Here is an 18,977-nt window from a genome sequence, read left to right as displayed (position 1 = left end):
AAAGAACGTAATTGCGCATTCTTTGCCCGCTATCTTGTTCAGCCTGCGGCACAATACCGGGCTTAACTGCAGAGCCTTGGATAGCCATGAATAGCGCACAGGACCCCGTCCAACCCTTCCCGAGTCACACTGACGAGGCCAGCTTCGACTTGCGCCCGCTGCTGATCGCCAACATGGCTTGCACCATGGCGATGATGGCTTTTGTGTCGCTGATTGGGCCGATTGCCCGCACTCTCGGCCTGGCCACTTGGCAGGCTGGGGCGGCCGTGACGGTTGCCGGGGTGGTCTGGATGCTGCTGGCACGCCCCTGGGGCCAGGCTAGTGATCGCTTGGGACGGCGCCGGGTACTGTTACTTGGCACCGCAGGTTTTACGCTGGCGTACTGGGCGTTGTGTCTGTTCATCGATAGCGCCCTACAGCTGTTGCCCAGCGCCACCTTGGCGTTCATCGGCCTGGTGATCGGACGTGGCTTGATCGGTGCCTTCTACGCCGCCCTGCCAGTGGGCGGTGCGGCGTTGATTGCCGATAATGTCGCGCCGCAGCACCGCGCCCGCACCCTGGCCTCGCTCGGGGCCGCCAACGCCGTTGGCCTGGTGCTTGGCCCGGCCCTGGCAGCATTGCTGGCGCGTCACAGCTTGAGCCTGCCGTTCTACGCGATGGCGCTATTGCCGATGCTCGCGTTCGTGGTACTGCTGCGTAAACTCAAACGTCAGGAACTGCACCTCAAGCAACCACCCCGCCCGGTACGCTTGACCGACCCACGCTTGCGCCGGCCGCTGATGGTGGCCTTCGTGGCCATGCTCGGCGTTTCAGTGGCGCAGATCACGGTAGGCTTCTTCGCTCTGGACCGTTTGCACATGAACCCAGCGGACGCCGCCCAAACTGCCGGTATCGCCCTGACCATGGTCGGCGTGGCACTGATCCTGGCGCAGGTACTGGTACGCAGGTTGCAATGGCCGCCGCTGCGCATGATCCGCTTCGGCGCCTGCCTTTCAGCCCTCGGTTTTGCCGCTGCCGCCTTTGCCCTCAGTGCGCCGCTGTTGTGGGCCAGCTTCTTTGTTTCGGCATGTGGCATGGGCTGGGTATTTCCGGCCTTTTCGGCATTGGCCGCCAACGCCATGGACGCCGCCGAACAAGGCGCCACCGCCGGCTCCATTGGCGCCGCACAAGGCCTGGGCGTGGTCATTGGCCCTTTGGCCGGAACCCTGATCTACGCCGCCGAGCCACGCCTGCCATACCTGATCGTCGCCGTACTGTTGCTGCTGGTTGGGCTGTGGCCGCACCCGCGTCACGCGTCCCTACAGGCGGACCGCTAAAGCATCACGGAATGTGCTTTAATGCTCCGCCAAAAAATTTTCGATATATAAGGCGGCTATGGACACGGGGACACGACTCAAACTGGTGCGTGAACGCAACAAACTCTCCCAGCGGGAGCTGGCCCGTCGCAGCGGGCTGACAAACTCGACGATCTCCCAGATCGAGCAGAATCGCGTCAGCCCCTCGGTCAGTTCCCTGAAAAAACTGCTCGAAGGCATCCCCATGTCCTTGGCGGAGTTCTTCAGCTTCGACGAGCCGCCACGCGAAGAGCGCTTCGTGTTCCGCTCCACCGAACAACCCGACTTGGGCAACAGCGGTCTGCGTATGCTGCTGGTGGGTGCCAGCGTTGAAGGCCGGCAAATGCGCATGCTGCGCGAACTGTACGCACCCGGCGCCGATTCCGGAGACGAACCGATTGTTCACTCCGAAGGCGAAGAGTGCGGCCTGGTGACCCGTGGCACCATCGAATTGCGCGTGGATGGCCAGGTCAGCGTCCTCAACTCAGGTGACGGCTACTACTTCCCCACCACCCTGCCCCATAGTTTTAAGAATATCGGCCAGGACGAAGCAGAAATCATCAGCGCCAACACCCCCGCGAACTTCTGATCATCGTGTCTAAACTCCTGCGACCGCTTGGCGGTTGTGGGAGCCAGCCTTGCTGGCGATGAGATCGACACTGTTTGCCGACTGCGCAGTGCCTGCACCGCTGGCAAAACCAGCACCCACACGTTCCTACATCCAGCCCAACCAGTGCCACCAGGTGGCGGCAAACACCAGCATCAGCAGATAGCCAATCACTGTCACCAGAATCCCCACCCGGGCGAACTGCTTAGCGCTGAACGTCTCCGTCCCCAGGCACACCATGTTCTGCGGCGCGTTGATCGGCAAAATAAAGCCATAGCTGACGACAAAGCCCAACGCCATGGTCATCCCCAGGCGGCTGAAGTCCCCTGGTAAAGTCTGCAGCACCGCGATCAGGATCGGCAGCAACGCCGAGGTCAGTGCTGTCGCACTGGCAAAGCCCAGATGGATGAGAATCAAAAACGCTGCCAGGATCGAAAACACCCCCAAGGTGCCCAACTGATCCAGCCCGGTGTTGGCGACTACCTGCGCTCCCAGCCACTGCCCGGCCTGCGTGGTCAGCAAGGTTGTGCCCAGACTGATCCCAACGCCGAAGACAATTACCGTGCCCCAGGGAATCCGCGCCTGCACATCTTTCCAGGTCATCACCCCAACCCGTGGCAACAACAGAATCACCAGCCCCGCATAGGTGGTCGAGGTGGTATCGAAAGGGTGCAGTTTGCCCTCTGTGGCCCACGCCAGCAGCAACAGTACCGACACAGTAAGTAGCCGTTTCTGCGCCCCGCTCATCGGTCCCAACTCAGCCAGGTTCTTGCTCACCGCCGCCTTACCACCGGGGATGCTGTCACTCTCAGGTGGTAACAGCTTGAGGACAATGAATATCAGCACGGCGGACATAATCACCGCCCACGGCGCGCCTGCGATCAACCAGTCGATCCATGACACCCGGGCTCCCAGCATCTTGTCCATAAAGCCCACGGTCAGCAGGTTCTGCGCTGCCGCGGTCTGGATACCGATGTTCCAGATACTGGTGCCCTGGGCAACGATAATCATGATACCGGCAGCGATGTTGGAGCGCTTGTCGACGCCAAAGGCAGCAATCACCCCCATCATGATCGGCACCACGCAGGCACTGCGGGCAGTGGCACTGGGAACCACCAGACTGAGCAGAATGGTCACCGCTACCGCACCGAGCAAAATACGCCGGGTGCTGACACCGACACTGGAAAGCGTTACCAAGGCAATACGCCGATCCAGTCCGGTGTGGGTCATCGCAGCAGCTATGAACAAGGCCCCAACCACCAGCGCCAGGGCGCTGTTGGAGAACCCGGTCAGGGCCAGGCTGATCGCCGCCGAGGAACCGTAGGTCACGGACGGGTCGGCCACAGTCGGTGCCGTACCGAGCAGAAAGGCCATCAGCGAAGTGATCATGATCGCACTGGCTTCGTACGACACCGCCTCGCTGATCCACACCACGACGGCAAAGGCCAGGATCGCCAGCACCCGTTGCCCGGCCACCGGCAAGTCAGCTGGCAACGGTAACAACAACACGCCGATCAGCGCAGCAATCCCAAGCAATAAACCGATCGGAACCTTGACCCGACTGGATTGCGCACCCGGTGCGCTAGCCGACGAACTCATGAGAATCTCCCTGCAATACATGAATGGTCATCTTCGGCCACTTTCAAGCGATGCGAACTGATACGCATCAACAGCGACGAAACAAGTATTGTCGGACAAGATGTAGTGACTCAAAAAAATCACTACAAAAGCTATTGACGCCATTCGTCGCCCCTTGCATCATGAGGCCGTCTCCCCGATCGGGGACACTGGCAAGGGTGTTCCAGGCAGCTCGAAGGATCCATGAGCTGTATGCGGATGGGTACTGCCCAAAAGGCAGCGGGTAAAAGCCCCCAGTTGTGACGCTGCTGTAGCAGCTTTCTTTCAACGCTACATGACGTGCGCCGAGTTTGAACTCAACTAAATGATCTAGGGGGCTTTATGATGAATCTGAACAATCAACCGACTGTTGACGAACTGGCCCAGCTGTTCGCTGCGCGCAAAGACACACTCGACAGCCACATTCTCTGGGTTTGCCAATCGGGTGAAGTACGCCTGGACAGCCTGGGGACACTGACCGATGAAGCGCAGTTCGAGCAACGCACGCCGAACATGCGCGCCCGGTTGAAGATGTACCGCCGTGGGCAAGGCTACGTCGGCAAGAAAGCCGCCGCCGACACCCAGTACGTCGGTCGTGTTCTGCAGACCCTGCAACATGAGTGGGCGTCGCTGCAAAACAATCCAGGCGTCGCGGTGATCGACCGCCTCTGCTGAGAACGGCTGCTACAACAAAGCCCGGTGCGCAAGCACTGGGCTTTTTTCATTGTTGCGGCATCTGGCTACAATACCCGCTTTTGCTCAGGAGCCCTGGCCATGAACAGTCGCGCATTCGGTACCGGCGATGCCTCCTACCAGGCCGCAGGCGGCATCGATGGCCTGCGTCGGCTGGTGGATGATTTCTACCGGTTGATGGACCAGACTCCCGGCGCCCGCCCGGTGCGCCAGATGCACCCGGACAACCTCGACAACTCGCGAGACAAACTGGCCTGTTTTCTGAGCGGCTGGCTCGGCGGCCCGGCCCTGTACGGTGAACGCTATGGCTCGATCGCCATTCCGGCGTTCCATGCCCGTTGGCCAATCGATGACTCCCACAGCGAAATCTGGTTGAGTTGCATGGCGCAGGCTATTGCCTTGCAGGGCTACTGCGCAGAATTTGCCGAGTACCTGCTACGTCAGTTGCGCGTGCCGGCCCAGCGCATTGTCCAGGCCAGCCGCAACCGTCACTCTCAGGCCTGACGCCGCATTGGCGTCTGATCTATGGGGAAGTCGCCAGTGAGCAGTGCCCTGGCGCGGTCTACACCCCAGACCATGGCCCGTGTCATGGTTTCGCCGGGGCGGTGATCGTAATACTCCTCCACCATCGCCTTGCCATGACTGGCATACACGCCGAGGAACAATTGCGTGGCGCCGGTGCGCGATAACCTGACCTGAACATCGATGCTGGTGCCGTCACTGAGCAGTTCGTCATGGCAGCGGCTGTGCAGGTGCACGTCAGCCCACTTCCAGTATGTTTCTTCCCTGATACGCATCGGTTACCCCCTGTATTGATAGCAGCCGGACAAGTAAGGCATACAAGCGCGGCGCAAGCGAGCGCCTATGCCCCAACCGTTGAGCAAGGTCAAACAATGCAGAAAAAACCCCGCGACAATCGGCGGGGGGATGTGAACCGGTTCACTTTTTCACAGGAACCCTGGGCATGAATCGGCCCTTCTTGGTGCGCTGCAGGTGACACGGTTTGGCCTGGTCTGCGTCGTCCTGGGTCATATGGGCAAAGCCCAGACGGAAGGCCGCCTGACCGCAGCGCACCTGGCTGTTGATGGGGAACTCGTCGCCGTTGTCCTCGATATAGAACTCACTCATGCCTTGCCTCCTGCTGACAGAGGAGCGGTACCGGCAAGCAGATGATTGCCCAAAAGAGTACCGACCCAAGTGATTCTGAGACTAGCCGGTCATTTACGGACCATGCAGGCAAAAAACAAAAAGCCCGACCAGTGGCCGGGCTATTTTGTCGCACCTGCAGGGTTAACGGAGTTTGACCGCCGTACCGGTCACAAACACCACGACCATCCCACCCCGAGCCGACGGCATGCTGATCTCGTAATCCAGGCCAACAACAGCATCGGCCTGCAGGCTACGGGCGCGCGCCTTGATTTCAGCGGTGGCCTGTTCACGTGCTTCTTTCAAGGCACTTTCCAGGGTCTGCGAGCGTCCGCCGAAAAAATCGCGAAAGCTTGCGAACACGTCGCGCACCACATTGATGCCCTGAACCGACTCGGCGCTGACCACATCCAGGTACGCGGCGATTTGCCGACCTTCGACAGTGCCTGTGGTGGTGATAATCATCTTGCTCTCCTAGCCCATTGCCAAACGCCACCGCAATCAGCGGCGGCGAAAAACGCCAATGGTAGCAAAGTCTGGCGTTACCCTCAGTGATAGGCATCTCCCACCTTCACCTTGCCGCGGAACACGTGGTAGCTCCAGAAGGTGTACACCAGAATGATCGGAATGATGAACAACGCCCCGATCAAGGCAAACAACTGACTCGACGCAGGCGACGCCGCCTGCCAAAGGCTGATGCCGGGTGGCACGATGTTCGGCCAGATGCTGATTGCCAAACCCAAATAACCGAGGAACACCAGGGCAACGACTGCCACGAAGGGCAAATGCGAATGGCGTCGGCGCAAGGTCTTCTGAATCACTACTACCGCTGCCAATGCCAACAAGGCGATAAGCGCAACACCAAGCCCGTGACCGGCGCCGAACCAGCGTCGGCCAATGTCTTCATGCAGGTACACCGTCCAGGCACAGATGATCGCGATGACCAGCGCCAGCAGGTAGACCAGCGGACGGCTGTAGTGACGCATGCGCGACTCCAGCATGCCCTCGGTCTTGATCAACAACCAGGTGCTGCCCAACAGCGCATAGGTCAGGATCAGGCCCACACCACAGAACAGCGGGAACGGCGCCAACCAGTCCAGTGCACTGCCGGCAAACTGACGGTCGACCACCGGGATGCCGCTGATGTAGGCGCCGATCGCCACCCCCTGAAAGAAGGTCGCCAGAATCGAGCCACCAATAAATGCCTTGTCCCACCAATGGCGTTTGTGCGCATCCGCCTTGAAGCGAAACTCGAACGCCACCCCTCGGAAGATCAGCCCAGCCAGCACCAGCACCAGTGGCAGGTACAAGGCTTCGAGGATGACCGCGTAAGCCAGCGGAAATGCCCCATACAATGCTGCAGCGCCGAGCACCGCCCACGTCTCGTTACCGTCCCAGACCGGCGCCACGGTGTTCATCATTACATCGCGTTCGCGAGCGTCTGAAATCAGCGGGAAGAGGATCCCCAGGCCCAGGTCAAAGCCATCCATAATCACGTACATCATCAGGCCGAAGGCGATGATGACACCCCAGATGATCGACAGGTCGATACCTTGAATTGCCATGTTCCAATCCCTCTCAGTCGGCGGCAGACAGCGGTCTGCGGGAAGTTGCAAGCAGGTTGTCTGGGTGTGCGGCGTCATGGCTGGCCAATGCCGTTGGCCCTTTGCGCACCAGACGCATCATGTAGCCGATTCCGACGGTAAACACCGAGAAGTAAATAACCACGAACAGCGCGAGGGTCACACTCATCTGCGTGGCGCTGTGGTTGGATGCCGCTTCGGTGGTGCGCAACATGCCGTAGACCACCCAGGGCTGACGGCCGACTTCGGTGGTGAACCAACCGGCCAGCAACGCAATCAGACCGGATGGCCCCATCAGCAAGGCGAACCACAGGAACACCTTGTTGCGATACAGCGCGCCCTTGCGCCGCAACAGCAGCGCCAGCAGTGCGCAGCCGAGCATCAACATACCCAGCCCGGCCATGACCCGGAAGCTCCAGAAAATGAGGGTGGCGTTAGGTCGGTCTTGCTTGGCAAAGCTCTTCAGCGCCGGGATCTGCTTGTCCAGGCTGTGAGTGAGGATCAAGCTGCCCAGGTACGGCACTTCGATGGCGTAATGGGTGGTCTCGGCGTCCATGTCCGGCAGGCCGAACAACACCAACGGTGACGGCTCACCCGGGGTGTTTTCCCAATGCCCTTCGATGGCGGCGATTTTCGCCGGTTGATGTTCAAGGGTATTCAGGCCATGGGCGTCACCGACGACGATCTGCACCGGTGTGGCAATCAGGATCATCCACATGGCCATGGACAGCATCTTCCTGATCGGCGGCGAGTCATTGCCGCGCAACAGGTGCCAGGCCGCCGAGGCGCCGACGAAGAACGCAGTGGACAGAAAAGCGGCCAGCGCCATGTGCATCAGACGGTAGGGGAACGAGGGGTTGAAAACGATCTTGAACCAGTCCACCGGTGCCACCCGGCCATCAATGATTTCAACCCCTTGCGGCGTTTGCATCCAGCTGTTGGACGACAGGATCCAGAACATCGAGATCAGCGTGCCGATAGCCACCATCACCGTGGCAAACAAATGCAGGCGCCGCCCTACCCGGTCCCAGCCAAACAGCATCACCCCGAGGAAGCCGGCTTCGAGGAAGAACGCAGTGAGCACCTCATAGGTCAGCAAGGGGCCGGTGACACTGCCGGCAAAGTCGGAGAAGCGTGCCCAGTTGGTGCCGAACTCATAGGCCATGACCAGGCCCGAGACCACGCCCATACCGAAGTTGACCGCAAAGATCTTCGACCAGAAGTGATAAAGGTCTTTGTAGACCCGGTTGTTGGTCTTCAGCCAGCAGCCTTCAAGCACGGCCAGAAAACTGGCCAGGCCGATGGTGATGGCCGGGAAAATAATATGGAACGAGACCGTGAACGCGAATTGAATCCGCGCCAGGTCCAATGCACCCAGAGAAGTCATGAGCAAATCCTTAGAGACGCACTGGCACGCCCAGGAGCAGCAACCATAGGGGCTGCCGCCGGCGGCCAGTACTCCAAGTCAATAAGAGGAGGTAGCGAAAGGGTTAAACAGCCGCCGATGGAATGCGGTTGTTGCCCCGCGCTTTCTCAAGCTTGATGGCGATGAATTTCGAGGTCGGGGTGAAGGTCCGGTCGCCGTAACTTTCCAGCGGCACCAGTGGATTGGTCTCGGGGTAGTACGCCGCAGCCTGGCCACTGGGAATGTCATACGCCACCAGGGTAAAGCCGCTGACACGACGCTCGCGGTCATCCTCCCAGAGCGATACCAGATCGACCTTTTCGCCAGGCTCGAAGCCCAGGCGGCGGATGTCCTGCTCATTGGCAAAGATCACTTCGCGCAGCCCAAACACACCCCGGTAACGGTCGTCCAGACCATACAAGGTGGTGTTGTACTGGTCATGGGAACGCAAGGTCTGCAGGACCAGATCAGGCGTGTCGCCACGCGCCAATACCGCTTCATTGACCAGCTGTTGCGGCAACAGACTGGGGGTGAATTGGGCCTTGCCCGTGGCGGTGTGCCATTGCCGCGCCGCTGCGGGGTTGCTCAGATGAAAGCCGCCGGGATGCTGCAGACGGGCATTGAAATCTTCGAAACCTGGAAGGGTGTCAGCGATCAGGTCGCGAATACGACTGTAATCGGCCACTGTCCATTCCCAGTCGATCGGCTGGTCACCCAGGGTTGCCTTGGCAATGCCGGCGATAATCGAAGGTTCAGAGCGCAGCAGCGGCGAGCGCGGTTTGAGTTGGCCGTAGGAGATATGCACCATGCTGAAGGTGTCTTCCACGGTGACGCCTTGTGGCCCTTCGGCCTGCATGTCGATCTCGGTACGCCCCAGGCACGGCAGGATCAAGGCATCACGCCCGGTGACCAGGTGCGAACGGTTGAGCTTGGTCGCGATGTGCACCGTCAGGTCGCAATTGCGCAATGCATCATGAGTACGCGGGCTGTCAGGCGTGGCCTGGGCGAAGTTGCCACCCAGGGCGATAAACACTTTGGCGCGTTTGGCCTCCATCGCCTGAATCGCCAATACGGCGTTGTGGCCATGCAGGCGCGGGACCTGAAACTTGAAACGCTGTTCCAGTGCATCCAGCAGCCACGCGGGTGGTTGCTCGTCGATACCCATGGTGCGGTCACCCTGCACGTTACTGTGACCCCGTACCGGCGACAGTCCGGCCCCCGGCTTGCCGACGTTGCCGCGCAGCAATTGCAGGTTGATGATTTCTTGCACTGTCGGCACCGAGTGACGGTGCTGGGTAACGCCCATGGCCCAGCACATAACCACCCGCTCGGCCCGCCGGTACATGCGTGCGGCCAGCTCCAACTCAGCCAGACTCAAGCCAGATTGTTCAACGATGTGCGCCCAGGGGGTGGCATCAACTTGCGCCAGGTAGGCGTCCAGGCCCGAGGTATGCTCGGCAATAAAGGCATGATCGAAAACCGCTGGCTCGCCCTTGGCCTGGGCTTCGCGCTCCCAGGTGAGGAGGAATTTGGCAATGCCGCGCATCACCGCCATATCGCCACCCAAGGCGGGCCGGAAATACGCGGTATTGGTCGGTTCGGAACCATTGCTGAGCATTTCGAACGGATGTTGCGGATGCTGGAAGCGTTCCAGGCCGCGCTCCTTGAGCGGGTTGAAGCAGACCACCTGGGCGCCACGCTTTACCGCCTCACGCAGCGGTTCGAGCATGCGTGGGTGGTTGGTGCCGGGGTTCTGGCCAATGACGAAAATCGCGTCAGCCTCCTCCAGGTCATGGAACACCACCGTGCCCTTGCCTACGCCCAGGGTTTCGCCCATCCCTACTCCACTGGCCTCATGACACATGTTCGAGCAGTCGGGAAAGTTGTTGGTGCCAAACTTGCGCACAAACAGCTGATAAAGAAACGCCGCCTCATTGCTGGCTCGACCAGAGGTGTAGAACTCGGCCTGGTGCGGCGAGTCAAGCCCGTTGAGGTGACGTGCAACCAGGGCAAACGCCTCTTCCCACGAGGTTTCGACGTAGTGATCGGTGGCGGCGTCATAGCGCATCGGATGCGTCAGGCGCCCTTGATACTCAAGCCAGTAATCGGTCTGATCGGCCAGTGCACTGACACTGTAACGGGCGAAAAACGCCGGGTCGACCGAACGCCCCGTGGACTCCCAGTTGACCGCCTTGGCACCGTTTTCACAGAACTTGACCATGCCATCTTCAGGAGATTCGCCCCAGGCACAACCCGGGCAATCGAAGCCGCCATTCTGGTTGGTCTTGAGCATCACCCGCAGATTCTTGAAAGCATTCTCACTGCCCAGCCAGCTCTTGGTCACGCTTTTCAACGCCCCCCAACCGGCGGCCGGGGCATTATAGTTTTTGATGTGTTCGTCTTGACTCATCACGGTATTCCTCGATGTGCACGCAGAGATTTATTAATCTCCAGGCAAGCGCAGGCCATATTGCGACACGGATAAATCCGCGCAAAACAATTAACTGGCGCCGTTCGAATAGCCGTTAGGCGAATGCCCACTGGCTTTCTATTTATTTCACACTTACAGACTATTGGGCCCGTTCGCGTGCGTCCAATCGAAAGTAATGACAGACCGATCAAAACCCTCTATCACGGCCAAACCCCACAAAATCCGTGACCTACAGCGCCGATAGACAGCACTTATCACATGGTCACTAAAAGCAATTTGACGTCACCTCGGCGCCTCCCTATGCTCGATACAACGCAGCACTTTTAGTTGACACATTGCTTAAAGTGCATTCACCGCAACAACCGATATTCGATTAAACGAGGTAATGCCATCGTGAATGCAAGCAACCAAATTCTGGTCGATGGTTTTAATCGAAAGATTGATTATCTGCGGATGTCGGTGACTGATCGCTGCGACTTTCGTTGTGTTTATTGCATGGCCGAAGAGATGCAGTTTTTGCCGCGCCAACGCATCTTGACGCTGGAAGAGCTGTACCAGGTCGCCGAGCGCTTCGTGGCCATGGGCACCCGCAAGATCCGTCTGACCGGTGGCGAGCCACTGGTGCGCAGCGGCATTGTCGAGTTATGCGCACGCATTGCGGCCTTGCCGGGTTTGCGCGAGCTGTGCATGACCAGCAATGGCTCGCAACTCGGGCGCCTGGCCAAACCCTTGTTCGAAGCTGGCCTGTCGCGCCTGAACATCAGCCTCGACAGTCTCGACCCTGAACGCTTCAAGGCGCTCACGCGTACAGGCGACCTGCAGCAGGTGATAGCCGGCATCGACGCGGCACGTGCCGCCGGCTTTCGTCGTACCAAACTCAATTGCGTGGTGCTCAAGGGCCGTAACGACGGCGAGATAAACGATCTGGTGCGCTTTGCCATCGACCGTGAACTGGATATTTCTTTCATCGAAGAGATGCCTCTGGGCGTGATCAGTGAGCACCAGCGCAGTGAGTCCTACTGTTCAAGTGACGAGGTGCGTGCGCGCATCGCTGAACAATTCACCTTGATCGAATCGGCCGAATCCACTCAAGGTCCTTCTCGTTACTGGCGCCTGACCGAAGCACCGCAGATCCGCATCGGCTTCATCTCGCCTCACAGTCATAACTTTTGCGGCACCTGCAATCGCGTGCGTCTGACGGTCGAGGGTCGCTTGTTGCTGTGCCTGGGCAACGAGCACGCCAGCGACCTCAAGCAGGTCTTGCGCGCCCACCCTGGCGACACCGCACGCCTGGACAAGGCCATTCGCGATGCCATGACCCTCAAGCCCTACCGCCACCACTTCGATATCAACGGCGATGTGCAGATACTGCGCTTCATGAACATGACTGGCGGCTAGCCGCTACTTTCGCAAATGAGCCTCCCATGATCGTTCACCCCAAACCCAATCTGCTCAATATCCTGATTACCCTCAAAGGCTCTATTGCCAAACGCATCGCCCGGCGCTGCATCATGGTCACCCTGCTGGCTTCATTGATTGTGCTGATCGAGAACCTGCACCCAACCCTGTTTTCCCGGGTCAATGCCACGCCCTTCACCCTGCTCGGTCTATCACTGTCGATCTTCATGAGCTTTCGCAACAACGCCTGCTATGAGCGATGGTGGGAAGGCCGTAAAGCCTGGGGCCAGGTGATCATCGAAATACGTTCGTTTATCCGCGAGAGCTGCGTGATCGCTGATCCGAAACTGCGCGAAAGCCTGCTGTTGGCGCTGTGTGGCTATGCCCATGCGCTGAATGCCAGACTGCGCGGCGAAGATGAGCAACAAGCAGCACGCAAATGGCTACCCGGGGTGGCAGGCCTTGCTGCCCACAACGTCAGTGACGGGATCTTGCAAGACACCGGCAGAGTCTGTTCGCGCCTGGCCGAAGACAACATCATCAGCGAGTGGCGCTATGTGACGCTGGAACAACGCCTGCGCGGCTTATCCGAAGCGCAGGCTGTGTGCGAACGCATCAAGAGCACACCCTTGCCCTTCCCCTACACCTTATTGCTGCATCGAACGATCTACATCTTCTGCGTCCTGCTGCCCTTCGCCATGGCCCAGCCGCTGGGCTGGCTGGCGCCGATCTTCACCGCCATTGTCAGCTACACCTTCTTCGGCCTGGATGCCATCAGTGATGAACTGGAAGACCCGTTTGGGCGCGAAGAAAATGACCTGCCGACCGACGCCATGGTCAGGACGATTGAGCGGGAAATACTCTCCGCGACCGGTCACACTGAGCTGCCCCCGCCTTTGCAGCCGGTGGACTTTGTGTTGAGTTGAAGGCTGGGGAAGATGGGTTGGGGTGTTCAAAACCGAGGGGTTTATCGTGTCGATGTGGCGACGCTGCCGCCCCCTTCAACCCTTACGGCGAGTCCCTTTGTATTGGTGTATAAACTGGAGACATAGTGGCGCAGCGCAGCACCTTCGGCAGTAGCCGAAGGCGCGAGGCGGAGACTTTGCGAAGCAATTCGTGGCCGTGTGGCCTCGGAAAGTGCCGGAGCGCTGGATCGTATACAGGAGCAAGCGGTTTGCTGGGTCTGCCCCCAGGTAACGGACGCCAAGAAGCTGGTTATCCAGCCCACACCTCAACCGGATAAACTCACGTCCCAAGTGCCCCAGCCCCAACGCTATCGCCCGCAAAATTGCCTGCATAGCAGAAGGCTGTCGACCCGATAACCATTTGTGCTATGACAGGCAATCCAACTCGTTCAATCCCAGGTTGAGTCCTGGATGTTCCATTTACCTGGGATTGCCCCCTTGGTGAACCGCAGGCACTCGTCCTGCACTGTCAAAGGCCGACCCGTTTCCCGGTCCCCCTGCCAGATCTCGTAGTAGTTGCCCATGTCGTAGAACGTGACCTTATCCTCTCTGGAAGCGACCGGTTTGGCCCAGCCGCTACTGGAATCGATGTACTTGTCCTTATCGGTGACACAGGTGATCTGAAGGTAGCCGCCCCAGTTACCATCTTCGGACCAACCGTCGACAACCTTGACCCACAAGGATGGGTGCGTGGAGCCGTCCAGCTGGAAATTTTTCGTATCCTCCGACCAGGAAGTGCCGTCGGACTGAAGATTGATAGCTAGGTAACCGTCACCTCTGAACCGCACGGTGTGCGTACCGGCGCGATGAGGGACATAGCGGCGGGGGGTCGAAGCCTTGGAAATCACAATCTCGTGCGCCGCCCAAGCGAAGGTGCGCCAATTCATCTCATTCGTGGATCTGAAGGTAGTGCGAATATACTTCTTGAGGGCTTCCTCGTCTGTACCAGCCTCCTGGACATTTTGGACGATCTCACGCAAGCGAGGCTCTGTGTCTAGGTTCCGATAACTCCGAATCAGGTCTTCCATACGTCCCTTCTTGGCCACTTCATGCGCGGCTTCAATCTCCACCATTTTCTGCCGTTCAAGCGTCTCGTCCTCTGCTGGAGCGTCCGGATCGCTAAAAATCAAGAAGCTATTCTTACGCAAGTATCCCATGAGACTTCCCTCTCGTTCCGTCGATAGAAAGTTGCCGCCCGGCAGCTTTTCACGTACATAACCTAGCGTAATTTTGGCGGAGGGCACCACTGACAAAAATACCAGTTGCATAATCAAAATAGGTGGTTTGTCTCTGCTGTTACACAGCCACCGAACTGGTGAAAGGGATGAAGTCAAGCAGATCGTCCGACTCAAAATCCGTATCCACCGGCAGTTCCAGAAAGCCATCAGACCAGGTTGCACTGAGCCGCGCGCCCGAACTCTGAGCCGGTTGCAGCACCGCGCGCCCCTGCTCGATGCTCACCCGCAGGTACTCCTGACTCCTGACTGACGCGTTCCGGCCTTGGGCCAATTGAAGCCACTGGCAGGCGGCAGTCGTAACGGCTGGCAAACACTGTCTACGACACTGACAAAGGGCCGCTCACGACATCGTTCAGGTTGAAGGCATAGCCATCCATAGCACTACTGTTCGATCAAGGGGCGGATCGATACGCGCTTGCACGTCACGGGCCAGTACCCGACCATCCGCGTCGGCCAGAGGGACCTCCTCAACGGCGGTAATCGGCGCCTGTGCCGCGAGCAGAATCAGTTGTTCGAGGGCCTGATCGACCGAGATCAGCGCACCGGCCTTCATTGGCGCGACGCGCACAGATTGCCAGGCTTGAGATGGGCGACAAAGTTACACGGGCGATGGCGGGCATCGAGCTGCTCGGCCAGGATGCCTTCCCATGCCGTGCGACAGGCGCCGGTCGAACCCGGCAGGCAACACACCAGGGTGCCATTGGCGAGCCCCGCCAAAGCGCGGGTTTGTACGGTGGAGGTGCCAATATCGAGGATCGACAACGCCCGGAACAACTCGCCGAAGCCATCAATATGTTTGTCCAGCAAGCAGGCCACCGCCTCGGGTGTACTGTCTCTGGCAGTAAAGCCGGTACCGCCGGTAACCAGTACAACTTGCACCTGCTCATCGGCAATCCAGGTCGCCACCTGAGCACGAATCTTGTAGACATCGTCCTTGAGCAACTCGCGCGCCACCAGACGATGACCCATTTCTACCGAGCGGGTCGCAAGCAGCTCACCGGAGGTATCGGTCTGGAAGGATCGCGTGTCGCTGACGGTCAGTACGGCAATGTTGATCGGTACAAAAGCCGCATCCAATTTCACACTCATGTCATAGCCTCACCAACGAAGAATAATCGTCGGGAAAACTAGTGACTAATAGAAACACCGTCCAATCGATAGTTCACAACACCCTATCGACTTCCTCTATTGGCACACGCCCCAACGCCTCACTTCATCGACCGTAGCTATCACACAGTCAACACGGCCCATTGGACGTCTATGGCGTCTGGCAGTAGGGTTGCGCAACCGCGCTATGCTCAATTCCACATTCCTTGCCAGGCCGCACCATGGACATCAAGCAACTGAAGTTTCTCATCGCCCTGGATAAGACCAGACACTTTGGCCAGGCGGCTGCACTGTGTCACATCACCCAACCGACCCTGTCCATGCGTCTGCGCAACCTGGAAGATGAACTGGACCTGGTGCTGGTCACCCGCGGCCAACGCTTCGAAGGCTTCACCGAAGCCGGTGAGCGTATCCTGGCCTGGGCCCGAACCTTATTGGCCGCCTACGATGGCCTACAAGCCGAAGCAGCCAGTTGCCGCGGGCAAATCGTCGGCAATCTGCGCTTGGGGATGGTGCCACTGTCGAGCATCAACCCGATGAGTTTCCTCACCCCCCTGGCCCAGCGCTATCCGGAGCTGCATTTCCAGCTTTCGTCGTTGAGCTCGGAGCAAGTCATCGATGGCTTGAGCCGCAACCAGCTCGACCTGGGCATCTGCTACCTGGACCAGATCAACACCAGTTTCTTCGAGGTCATCGAACTGGGTGCCACCAGCATGGGGTTGCTGTATGACACTCGCCACTACCACTTTGACCAGATCGAGCTGCCCTGGGAGGCCATTAGCGACCTGCCCTTGGGCATGCTGTCCGAGGGCATGCACTACCGCCAGTCGGTCGACTTGAGTTTCAGAAGCCGCGGCCTGCATCCTCAACCGGTGCTGGAAAGCGACTCCACCTACCAACTGATTCAGGCGATCTGTGCCGGCATCTGTTGCGCGATCATGCCGCTCAACTGCGGGCTGGACGAATTGAGCGAACACATCAGCATCGTACCGATTGCCAGCGCCAGCGTGCACGCGCCGATTGGCCTGCTGCTGCGTCGCAGCGAGCCGCGTTCGGCCCTCGCGGAAAAGTGTTTCGCCGAAGTCAAAGCCCTGCTCGAAGCTCTCTAAAGAACATTCAGACAGCTCGCAACACTCAGATACATTCACTTGACTGTAGTTGTATGTACATGCTCATATCTGCTGGCGTCGCCGGCCTTGCGCTGCGCGATGACTCGACCGCCCAACAACAAAAACATGCGGAGATTCCGAGCAATGTCCCAGGTCAGCGCCCCGCGCAGCAAGCCCCTGATCGAGCGCCGCTCGATTGACTACATTCCGGAAAACGAACGACACGGACGCCTCTACAGTCAGTTCACCTTGTGGTTGGGTGCCAACCTGCAGATCACCGCGATCGTTACCGGGGCCCTGGCCGTGGTGCTCGGTGGCGATGTGTTCTGGTCGTTGATCGGCTTGCTGATCGGCCAGTTGGTCGGCGGCGCGGTCATGGCCCTGCATGCCGCCCAAGGGCCCAAACTGGGCCTGCCACAGATGATCTCCAGCCGGGTGCAATTCGGCGTCTATGGCGCGGCGATCCCGATTGCCCTGGTGTGCCTGATGTACCTGGGCTTCACCGCCACAGGCACGGTACTGTCGGGCCAGGCCATCGGCCAGTTGCTCGATGTCAGTGACAGCGCCGGGATCCTGATCTTCGCCGCCGTGATCGTACTGGCGACGGTGTTCGGCTACCGCATGATTCACTGGATTGGCCGCATCGCCAGCGTCTTGGGGATCATCGCCTTCGTCTATCTGTTCAGCCGCATCATGGTCATCAGCGACATTGGCCAACTCCTGGAAAACCGTCACTTCACCTGGGCCTCGTTCCTGCTTGCAGTGTCATTGTCGGCCTCCTGGCAGATCTCCTTCGGGCCCTATGTGGCGGACTACTCACGCTACCTGCCAAGCAACACCTCATCGTTCAAGACCTTCCTTGCCGCGGGCCTGGGCTCGGTGGTTGGCTCTCAGGCGTCGATGGTACTCGGCGTATTTGCCGCCGCCATCGCCAACGGCCAGTTCTCCGGGCGCGAGGTAGCCTATATCGTCGGTCTGGGCGGGACAGGCGCCACCGCCGCGCTGCTGTACTTCAGCATCGCCTTCGGCAAGGTGACCATCTCCACCCTCAATTCCTACGGCAGCTTCATGTGCATTGCCACCATCATCAGTGGCTTTCGCGGGCATATTGAAGTCAGCCGCCGTCAGCGCCTGTTGTTTGTGCTGGCCATCGTCGGTGCCTCGACCCTGATAGCGCTGCTCGGTCAGCACTCGTTTCTGGCCGCGTTCAAATCGTTCATCCTGTTCCTGCTGACCTTCTTCGTGCCCTGGAGCGCGGTCAACCTGGTGGACTACTACTTCATCACCAAGGAACGCTATGACGTACCGGCGCTGTCCGACCCCAATGGCCGTTACGGACGTTGGAACAAGCCCGGCATCATGGTCTACACCCTCGGCGTACTGGTGCAGATGCCGTTCATTTCCACCAAGCTCTACACCGGACCAATGGTTGCCCACCTGGGCGGGGTCGACGTGTCGTGGATCATTGGCCTGGTGGTACCGAGCGTGCTGTATTACCTGGTCGCCCGAGGTAAGGCCGGGCAAGCACCAGCGCGAATGATCTTGCCCGAAGCAGCCAGTTCCTGAGCCAACCCCTGAGTTGCCCACTGCCGTAGCGGTGGGCAACGACCGTTCGGCGCCCCACCCTATAACGACATATTTTCATGCTGGTCAGGCAATCGGCCAGCGCCAACCTTAACCTGCCAGAAGCTACCCTCAATACGATGCTCGCCGTACATGGCGAACCTCCTATTGCGCCACCCTTCATAGCTTGGCGATCGATACCTCGGTGGATTTGACGAAGGCAATCACTTCACTGCCCACCCGCAACTCCAGCTCGTGTACCGAACGGGTGGTGATCACCGAGGTGACGATACCCGCCGAAGTCTGCACATCGATTTCCGATACCACTGGTCCTTCGATGATCTCCTTGACCGTGCCCTTGAACTGATTGCGGACGTTGATCGCCTTGATGGTCATGCGCTGCTTCCTCGTTCCGGAGTGCACTGCCGCGCAGTGCTTGAGGGACAGAATGCACGCCTACAGAAAAAACAAAAAAGAATAATTATTCACATTTATATAACCAACTGCAATATGTGTTCACGCGACGCCCCCACCCTACCTACAACTTTGGTCTAATGCACCGCGCTACGGCCCCTCACATCTCGCACGCATGACAAGGCTTTGCCACGCATGAATTGGCCACGATAGACCCGCTCGATAGCACCATCGACACCCTTGATTAGTCCTACATTCCATACGGGAATACACTACCGTTCATCCGCGTATTCGGAGCCTTGCGCTAGACAGGGCCTGCAACCAATCGTGATCTCACCCCAGCCAACTGCGCTTGCGACGCCTTGTT

At 59.0% G+C, this 18,977-nt stretch carries 20 protein-coding genes; 8 read left to right on the top strand and 12 right to left on the bottom strand.

The window, feature by feature from the left end; all coding sequences use genetic code 11:
- Nucleotides 1–86 precede the first annotated feature (86 nt).
- Nucleotides 87–1,316 carry an MFS transporter gene (locus ACQRAX_RS19920; protein ID WP_412041019.1) on the top strand — a complete coding sequence of 410 codons (1,230 nt, stop codon included), beginning with the start codon at nt 87–89 and terminating at the stop codon, nt 1,314–1,316.
- 58 nt (nt 1,317–1,374) lie between these two features.
- Entirely contained in the window at nt 1,375–1,923 is a 549-nt protein-coding gene (locus ACQRAX_RS19915) for a cupin domain-containing protein (RefSeq protein ID WP_045183137.1), read from the top strand.
- A gap of 126 nt (nt 1,924–2,049) precedes the next feature.
- Here ACQRAX_RS19915 and ACQRAX_RS19910 read toward each other — a convergent pair whose 3' ends face one another.
- On the bottom strand, nt 2,050–3,540 hold the full coding sequence (locus ACQRAX_RS19910) for a DASS family sodium-coupled anion symporter (protein WP_412041020.1): 1,491 nt from the start codon (nt 3,538–3,540) through the stop codon (nt 2,050–2,052).
- A 360-nt stretch (nt 3,541–3,900) separates the two neighbouring features.
- On the opposite strand from ACQRAX_RS19910, the gene ACQRAX_RS19905 reads away from it, so the two are divergent.
- Complete coding sequence (locus ACQRAX_RS19905) at nt 3,901–4,233, top strand: hypothetical protein (protein WP_412041021.1); 333 nt, start codon at nt 3,901–3,903, stop codon at nt 4,231–4,233.
- 99 nt (nt 4,234–4,332) lie between these two features.
- A complete protein-coding gene (locus ACQRAX_RS19900) occupies nt 4,333–4,755 on the top strand; it encodes a group II truncated hemoglobin (protein ID WP_412041022.1) in 423 nt (140 codons plus the stop codon).
- Here ACQRAX_RS19900 and ACQRAX_RS19895 read toward each other — a convergent pair.
- From ACQRAX_RS19895 to ACQRAX_RS19870, 6 genes are all read right to left on the bottom strand, one after another.
- Nucleotides 4,746–5,048 carry a hypothetical protein gene (locus ACQRAX_RS19895; RefSeq protein ID WP_412041023.1) on the bottom strand — a complete coding sequence of 101 codons (303 nt, stop codon included), beginning with the start codon at nt 5,046–5,048 and terminating at the stop codon, nt 4,746–4,748. The genes ACQRAX_RS19900 and ACQRAX_RS19895 overlap by 10 nt on opposite strands.
- A gap of 142 nt (nt 5,049–5,190) precedes the next feature.
- A complete protein-coding gene (locus tag ACQRAX_RS19890) occupies nt 5,191–5,379 on the bottom strand; it encodes a hypothetical protein (RefSeq protein WP_045183145.1) in 189 nt (62 codons plus the stop codon).
- Between the two features lie 162 nt (nt 5,380–5,541).
- Nucleotides 5,542–5,862, bottom strand: a complete 321-nt coding sequence (locus ACQRAX_RS19885) for a YbjQ family protein (protein ID WP_412041024.1) — start codon at nt 5,860–5,862, stop codon at nt 5,542–5,544.
- Nucleotides 5,863–5,945: 83 nt separating this feature from the next.
- A complete protein-coding gene (gene cydB, locus ACQRAX_RS19880) occupies nt 5,946–6,962 on the bottom strand; it encodes a cytochrome d ubiquinol oxidase subunit II (protein ID WP_412041025.1) in 1,017 nt (338 codons plus the stop codon).
- Nucleotides 6,963–6,975: 13 nt separating this feature from the next.
- Nucleotides 6,976–8,367: a cytochrome ubiquinol oxidase subunit I gene (locus tag ACQRAX_RS19875; RefSeq protein ID WP_412041026.1), complete on the bottom strand. Its 1,392-nt coding sequence runs from the start codon at nt 8,365–8,367 to the stop codon at nt 6,976–6,978.
- 103 nt (nt 8,368–8,470) lie between these two features.
- On the bottom strand, nt 8,471–10,795 hold the full coding sequence (locus ACQRAX_RS19870) for an FdhF/YdeP family oxidoreductase (protein WP_412041027.1): 2,325 nt from the start codon (nt 10,793–10,795) through the stop codon (nt 8,471–8,473).
- Nucleotides 10,796–11,209: 414 nt separating this feature from the next.
- Between ACQRAX_RS19870 and moaA the strand changes: the two genes are divergently transcribed.
- Together moaA and ACQRAX_RS19860 are read left to right on the top strand one after the other, a co-directional pair.
- Nucleotides 11,210–12,214 (top strand): GTP 3',8-cyclase MoaA, encoded by a 1,005-nt coding sequence (gene moaA, locus ACQRAX_RS19865; RefSeq protein WP_412041028.1) that lies wholly within the window; start codon nt 11,210–11,212, stop codon nt 12,212–12,214.
- Between the two features lie 26 nt (nt 12,215–12,240).
- Nucleotides 12,241–13,140, top strand: coding sequence for a bestrophin family protein (locus tag ACQRAX_RS19860; RefSeq protein WP_412041029.1), 900 nt, complete (start codon nt 12,241–12,243; stop codon nt 13,138–13,140).
- A 428-nt stretch (nt 13,141–13,568) separates the two neighbouring features.
- Here the strand turns inward: ACQRAX_RS19860 and ACQRAX_RS19855 are convergent, their stop codons facing one another.
- The 4 genes from ACQRAX_RS19855 to moaB all read right to left on the bottom strand — a co-directional run bounded on the left by ACQRAX_RS19855 (nt 13,569) and on the right by moaB (nt 15,506).
- Nucleotides 13,569–14,336, bottom strand: coding sequence for a hypothetical protein (locus ACQRAX_RS19855; protein WP_412041030.1), 768 nt, complete (start codon nt 14,334–14,336; stop codon nt 13,569–13,571).
- A 139-nt stretch (nt 14,337–14,475) separates the two neighbouring features.
- Complete coding sequence (locus ACQRAX_RS19850; protein ID WP_427867753.1) at nt 14,476–14,688, bottom strand: hypothetical protein; 213 nt, start codon at nt 14,686–14,688, stop codon at nt 14,476–14,478.
- Nucleotides 14,689–14,769: 81 nt separating this feature from the next.
- Complete coding sequence (locus ACQRAX_RS19845; RefSeq protein ID WP_412041032.1) at nt 14,770–14,985, bottom strand: hypothetical protein; 216 nt, start codon at nt 14,983–14,985, stop codon at nt 14,770–14,772.
- Nucleotides 14,967–15,506 carry a molybdenum cofactor biosynthesis protein B gene (moaB, locus tag ACQRAX_RS19840; RefSeq protein ID WP_412041033.1) on the bottom strand — a complete coding sequence of 180 codons (540 nt, stop codon included), beginning with the start codon at nt 15,504–15,506 and terminating at the stop codon, nt 14,967–14,969. Before moaB ends, ACQRAX_RS19845 begins: the two co-directional genes overlap by 19 nt.
- 239 nt (nt 15,507–15,745) lie before the next feature.
- On the opposite strand from moaB, the gene ACQRAX_RS19835 reads away from it, so the two are divergent.
- The gene (locus ACQRAX_RS19835) at nt 15,746–16,633 is read left to right on the top strand and encodes a LysR family transcriptional regulator (protein WP_412041034.1); all 888 of its coding nucleotides are present in this window, start codon (nt 15,746–15,748) and stop codon (nt 16,631–16,633) included.
- Nucleotides 16,634–16,777: 144 nt separating this feature from the next.
- A complete protein-coding gene (locus ACQRAX_RS19830) occupies nt 16,778–18,199 on the top strand; it encodes a purine-cytosine permease family protein (protein WP_412041035.1) in 1,422 nt (473 codons plus the stop codon).
- Between the two features lie 177 nt (nt 18,200–18,376).
- Here the strand turns inward: ACQRAX_RS19830 and ACQRAX_RS19825 are convergent, their stop codons facing one another.
- The gene (locus ACQRAX_RS19825) at nt 18,377–18,592 is read right to left on the bottom strand and encodes a TOBE domain-containing protein (RefSeq protein ID WP_010227092.1); all 216 of its coding nucleotides are present in this window, start codon (nt 18,590–18,592) and stop codon (nt 18,377–18,379) included.
- Between the last annotated feature and the right edge of the window lie 385 nt (nt 18,593–18,977).

Origin of the sequence: Pseudomonas sp. UM16, assembly GCF_050312595.1 — a bacterium.
Classification (GTDB): Bacteria; Pseudomonadota; Gammaproteobacteria; order Pseudomonadales; family Pseudomonadaceae; genus Aquipseudomonas.
The sequence above is the reverse complement of the archived record's forward strand: the minus strand, read 5'-3'. Positions and strand labels throughout refer to the sequence as shown.

What these genes read in the sequence shown, in the direction of transcription:
- ACQRAX_RS19920 (WP_412041019.1), top strand. Translation starts at nt 87, where the DNA reads ATGAATAGCGCACAGGACCCCGTCCAACCCTTCCCGAGTCACACTGAC.
- ACQRAX_RS19915 (WP_045183137.1), top strand. Translation starts at nt 1,375, where the DNA reads ATGGACACGGGGACACGACTCAAACTGGTGCGTGAACGCAACAAACTC.
- ACQRAX_RS19910 (WP_412041020.1), bottom strand. Translation starts at nt 3,540, where the DNA reads ATGAGTTCGTCGGCTAGCGCACCGGGTGCGCAATCCAGTCGGGTCAAG.
- ACQRAX_RS19905 (WP_412041021.1), top strand. Translation starts at nt 3,901, where the DNA reads ATGATGAATCTGAACAATCAACCGACTGTTGACGAACTGGCCCAGCTG.
- ACQRAX_RS19900 (WP_412041022.1), top strand. Translation starts at nt 4,333, where the DNA reads ATGAACAGTCGCGCATTCGGTACCGGCGATGCCTCCTACCAGGCCGCA.
- ACQRAX_RS19895 (WP_412041023.1), bottom strand. Translation starts at nt 5,048, where the DNA reads ATGCGTATCAGGGAAGAAACATACTGGAAGTGGGCTGACGTGCACCTG.
- ACQRAX_RS19890 (WP_045183145.1), bottom strand. Translation starts at nt 5,379, where the DNA reads ATGAGTGAGTTCTATATCGAGGACAACGGCGACGAGTTCCCCATCAAC.
- ACQRAX_RS19885 (WP_412041024.1), bottom strand. Translation starts at nt 5,862, where the DNA reads ATGATTATCACCACCACAGGCACTGTCGAAGGTCGGCAAATCGCCGCG.
- cydB (WP_412041025.1), bottom strand. Translation starts at nt 6,962, where the DNA reads ATGGCAATTCAAGGTATCGACCTGTCGATCATCTGGGGTGTCATCATC.
- ACQRAX_RS19875 (WP_412041026.1), bottom strand. Translation starts at nt 8,367, where the DNA reads ATGACTTCTCTGGGTGCATTGGACCTGGCGCGGATTCAATTCGCGTTC.
- ACQRAX_RS19870 (WP_412041027.1), bottom strand. Translation starts at nt 10,795, where the DNA reads ATGAGTCAAGACGAACACATCAAAAACTATAATGCCCCGGCCGCCGGT.
- ACQRAX_RS19860 (WP_412041029.1), top strand. Translation starts at nt 12,241, where the DNA reads ATGATCGTTCACCCCAAACCCAATCTGCTCAATATCCTGATTACCCTC.
- ACQRAX_RS19855 (WP_412041030.1), bottom strand. Translation starts at nt 14,336, where the DNA reads ATGGGATACTTGCGTAAGAATAGCTTCTTGATTTTTAGCGATCCGGAC.
- moaB (WP_412041033.1), bottom strand. Translation starts at nt 15,506, where the DNA reads ATGAGTGTGAAATTGGATGCGGCTTTTGTACCGATCAACATTGCCGTA.
- ACQRAX_RS19835 (WP_412041034.1), top strand. Translation starts at nt 15,746, where the DNA reads ATGGACATCAAGCAACTGAAGTTTCTCATCGCCCTGGATAAGACCAGA.
- ACQRAX_RS19830 (WP_412041035.1), top strand. Translation starts at nt 16,778, where the DNA reads ATGTCCCAGGTCAGCGCCCCGCGCAGCAAGCCCCTGATCGAGCGCCGC.
- ACQRAX_RS19825 (WP_010227092.1), bottom strand. Translation starts at nt 18,592, where the DNA reads ATGACCATCAAGGCGATCAACGTCCGCAATCAGTTCAAGGGCACGGTC.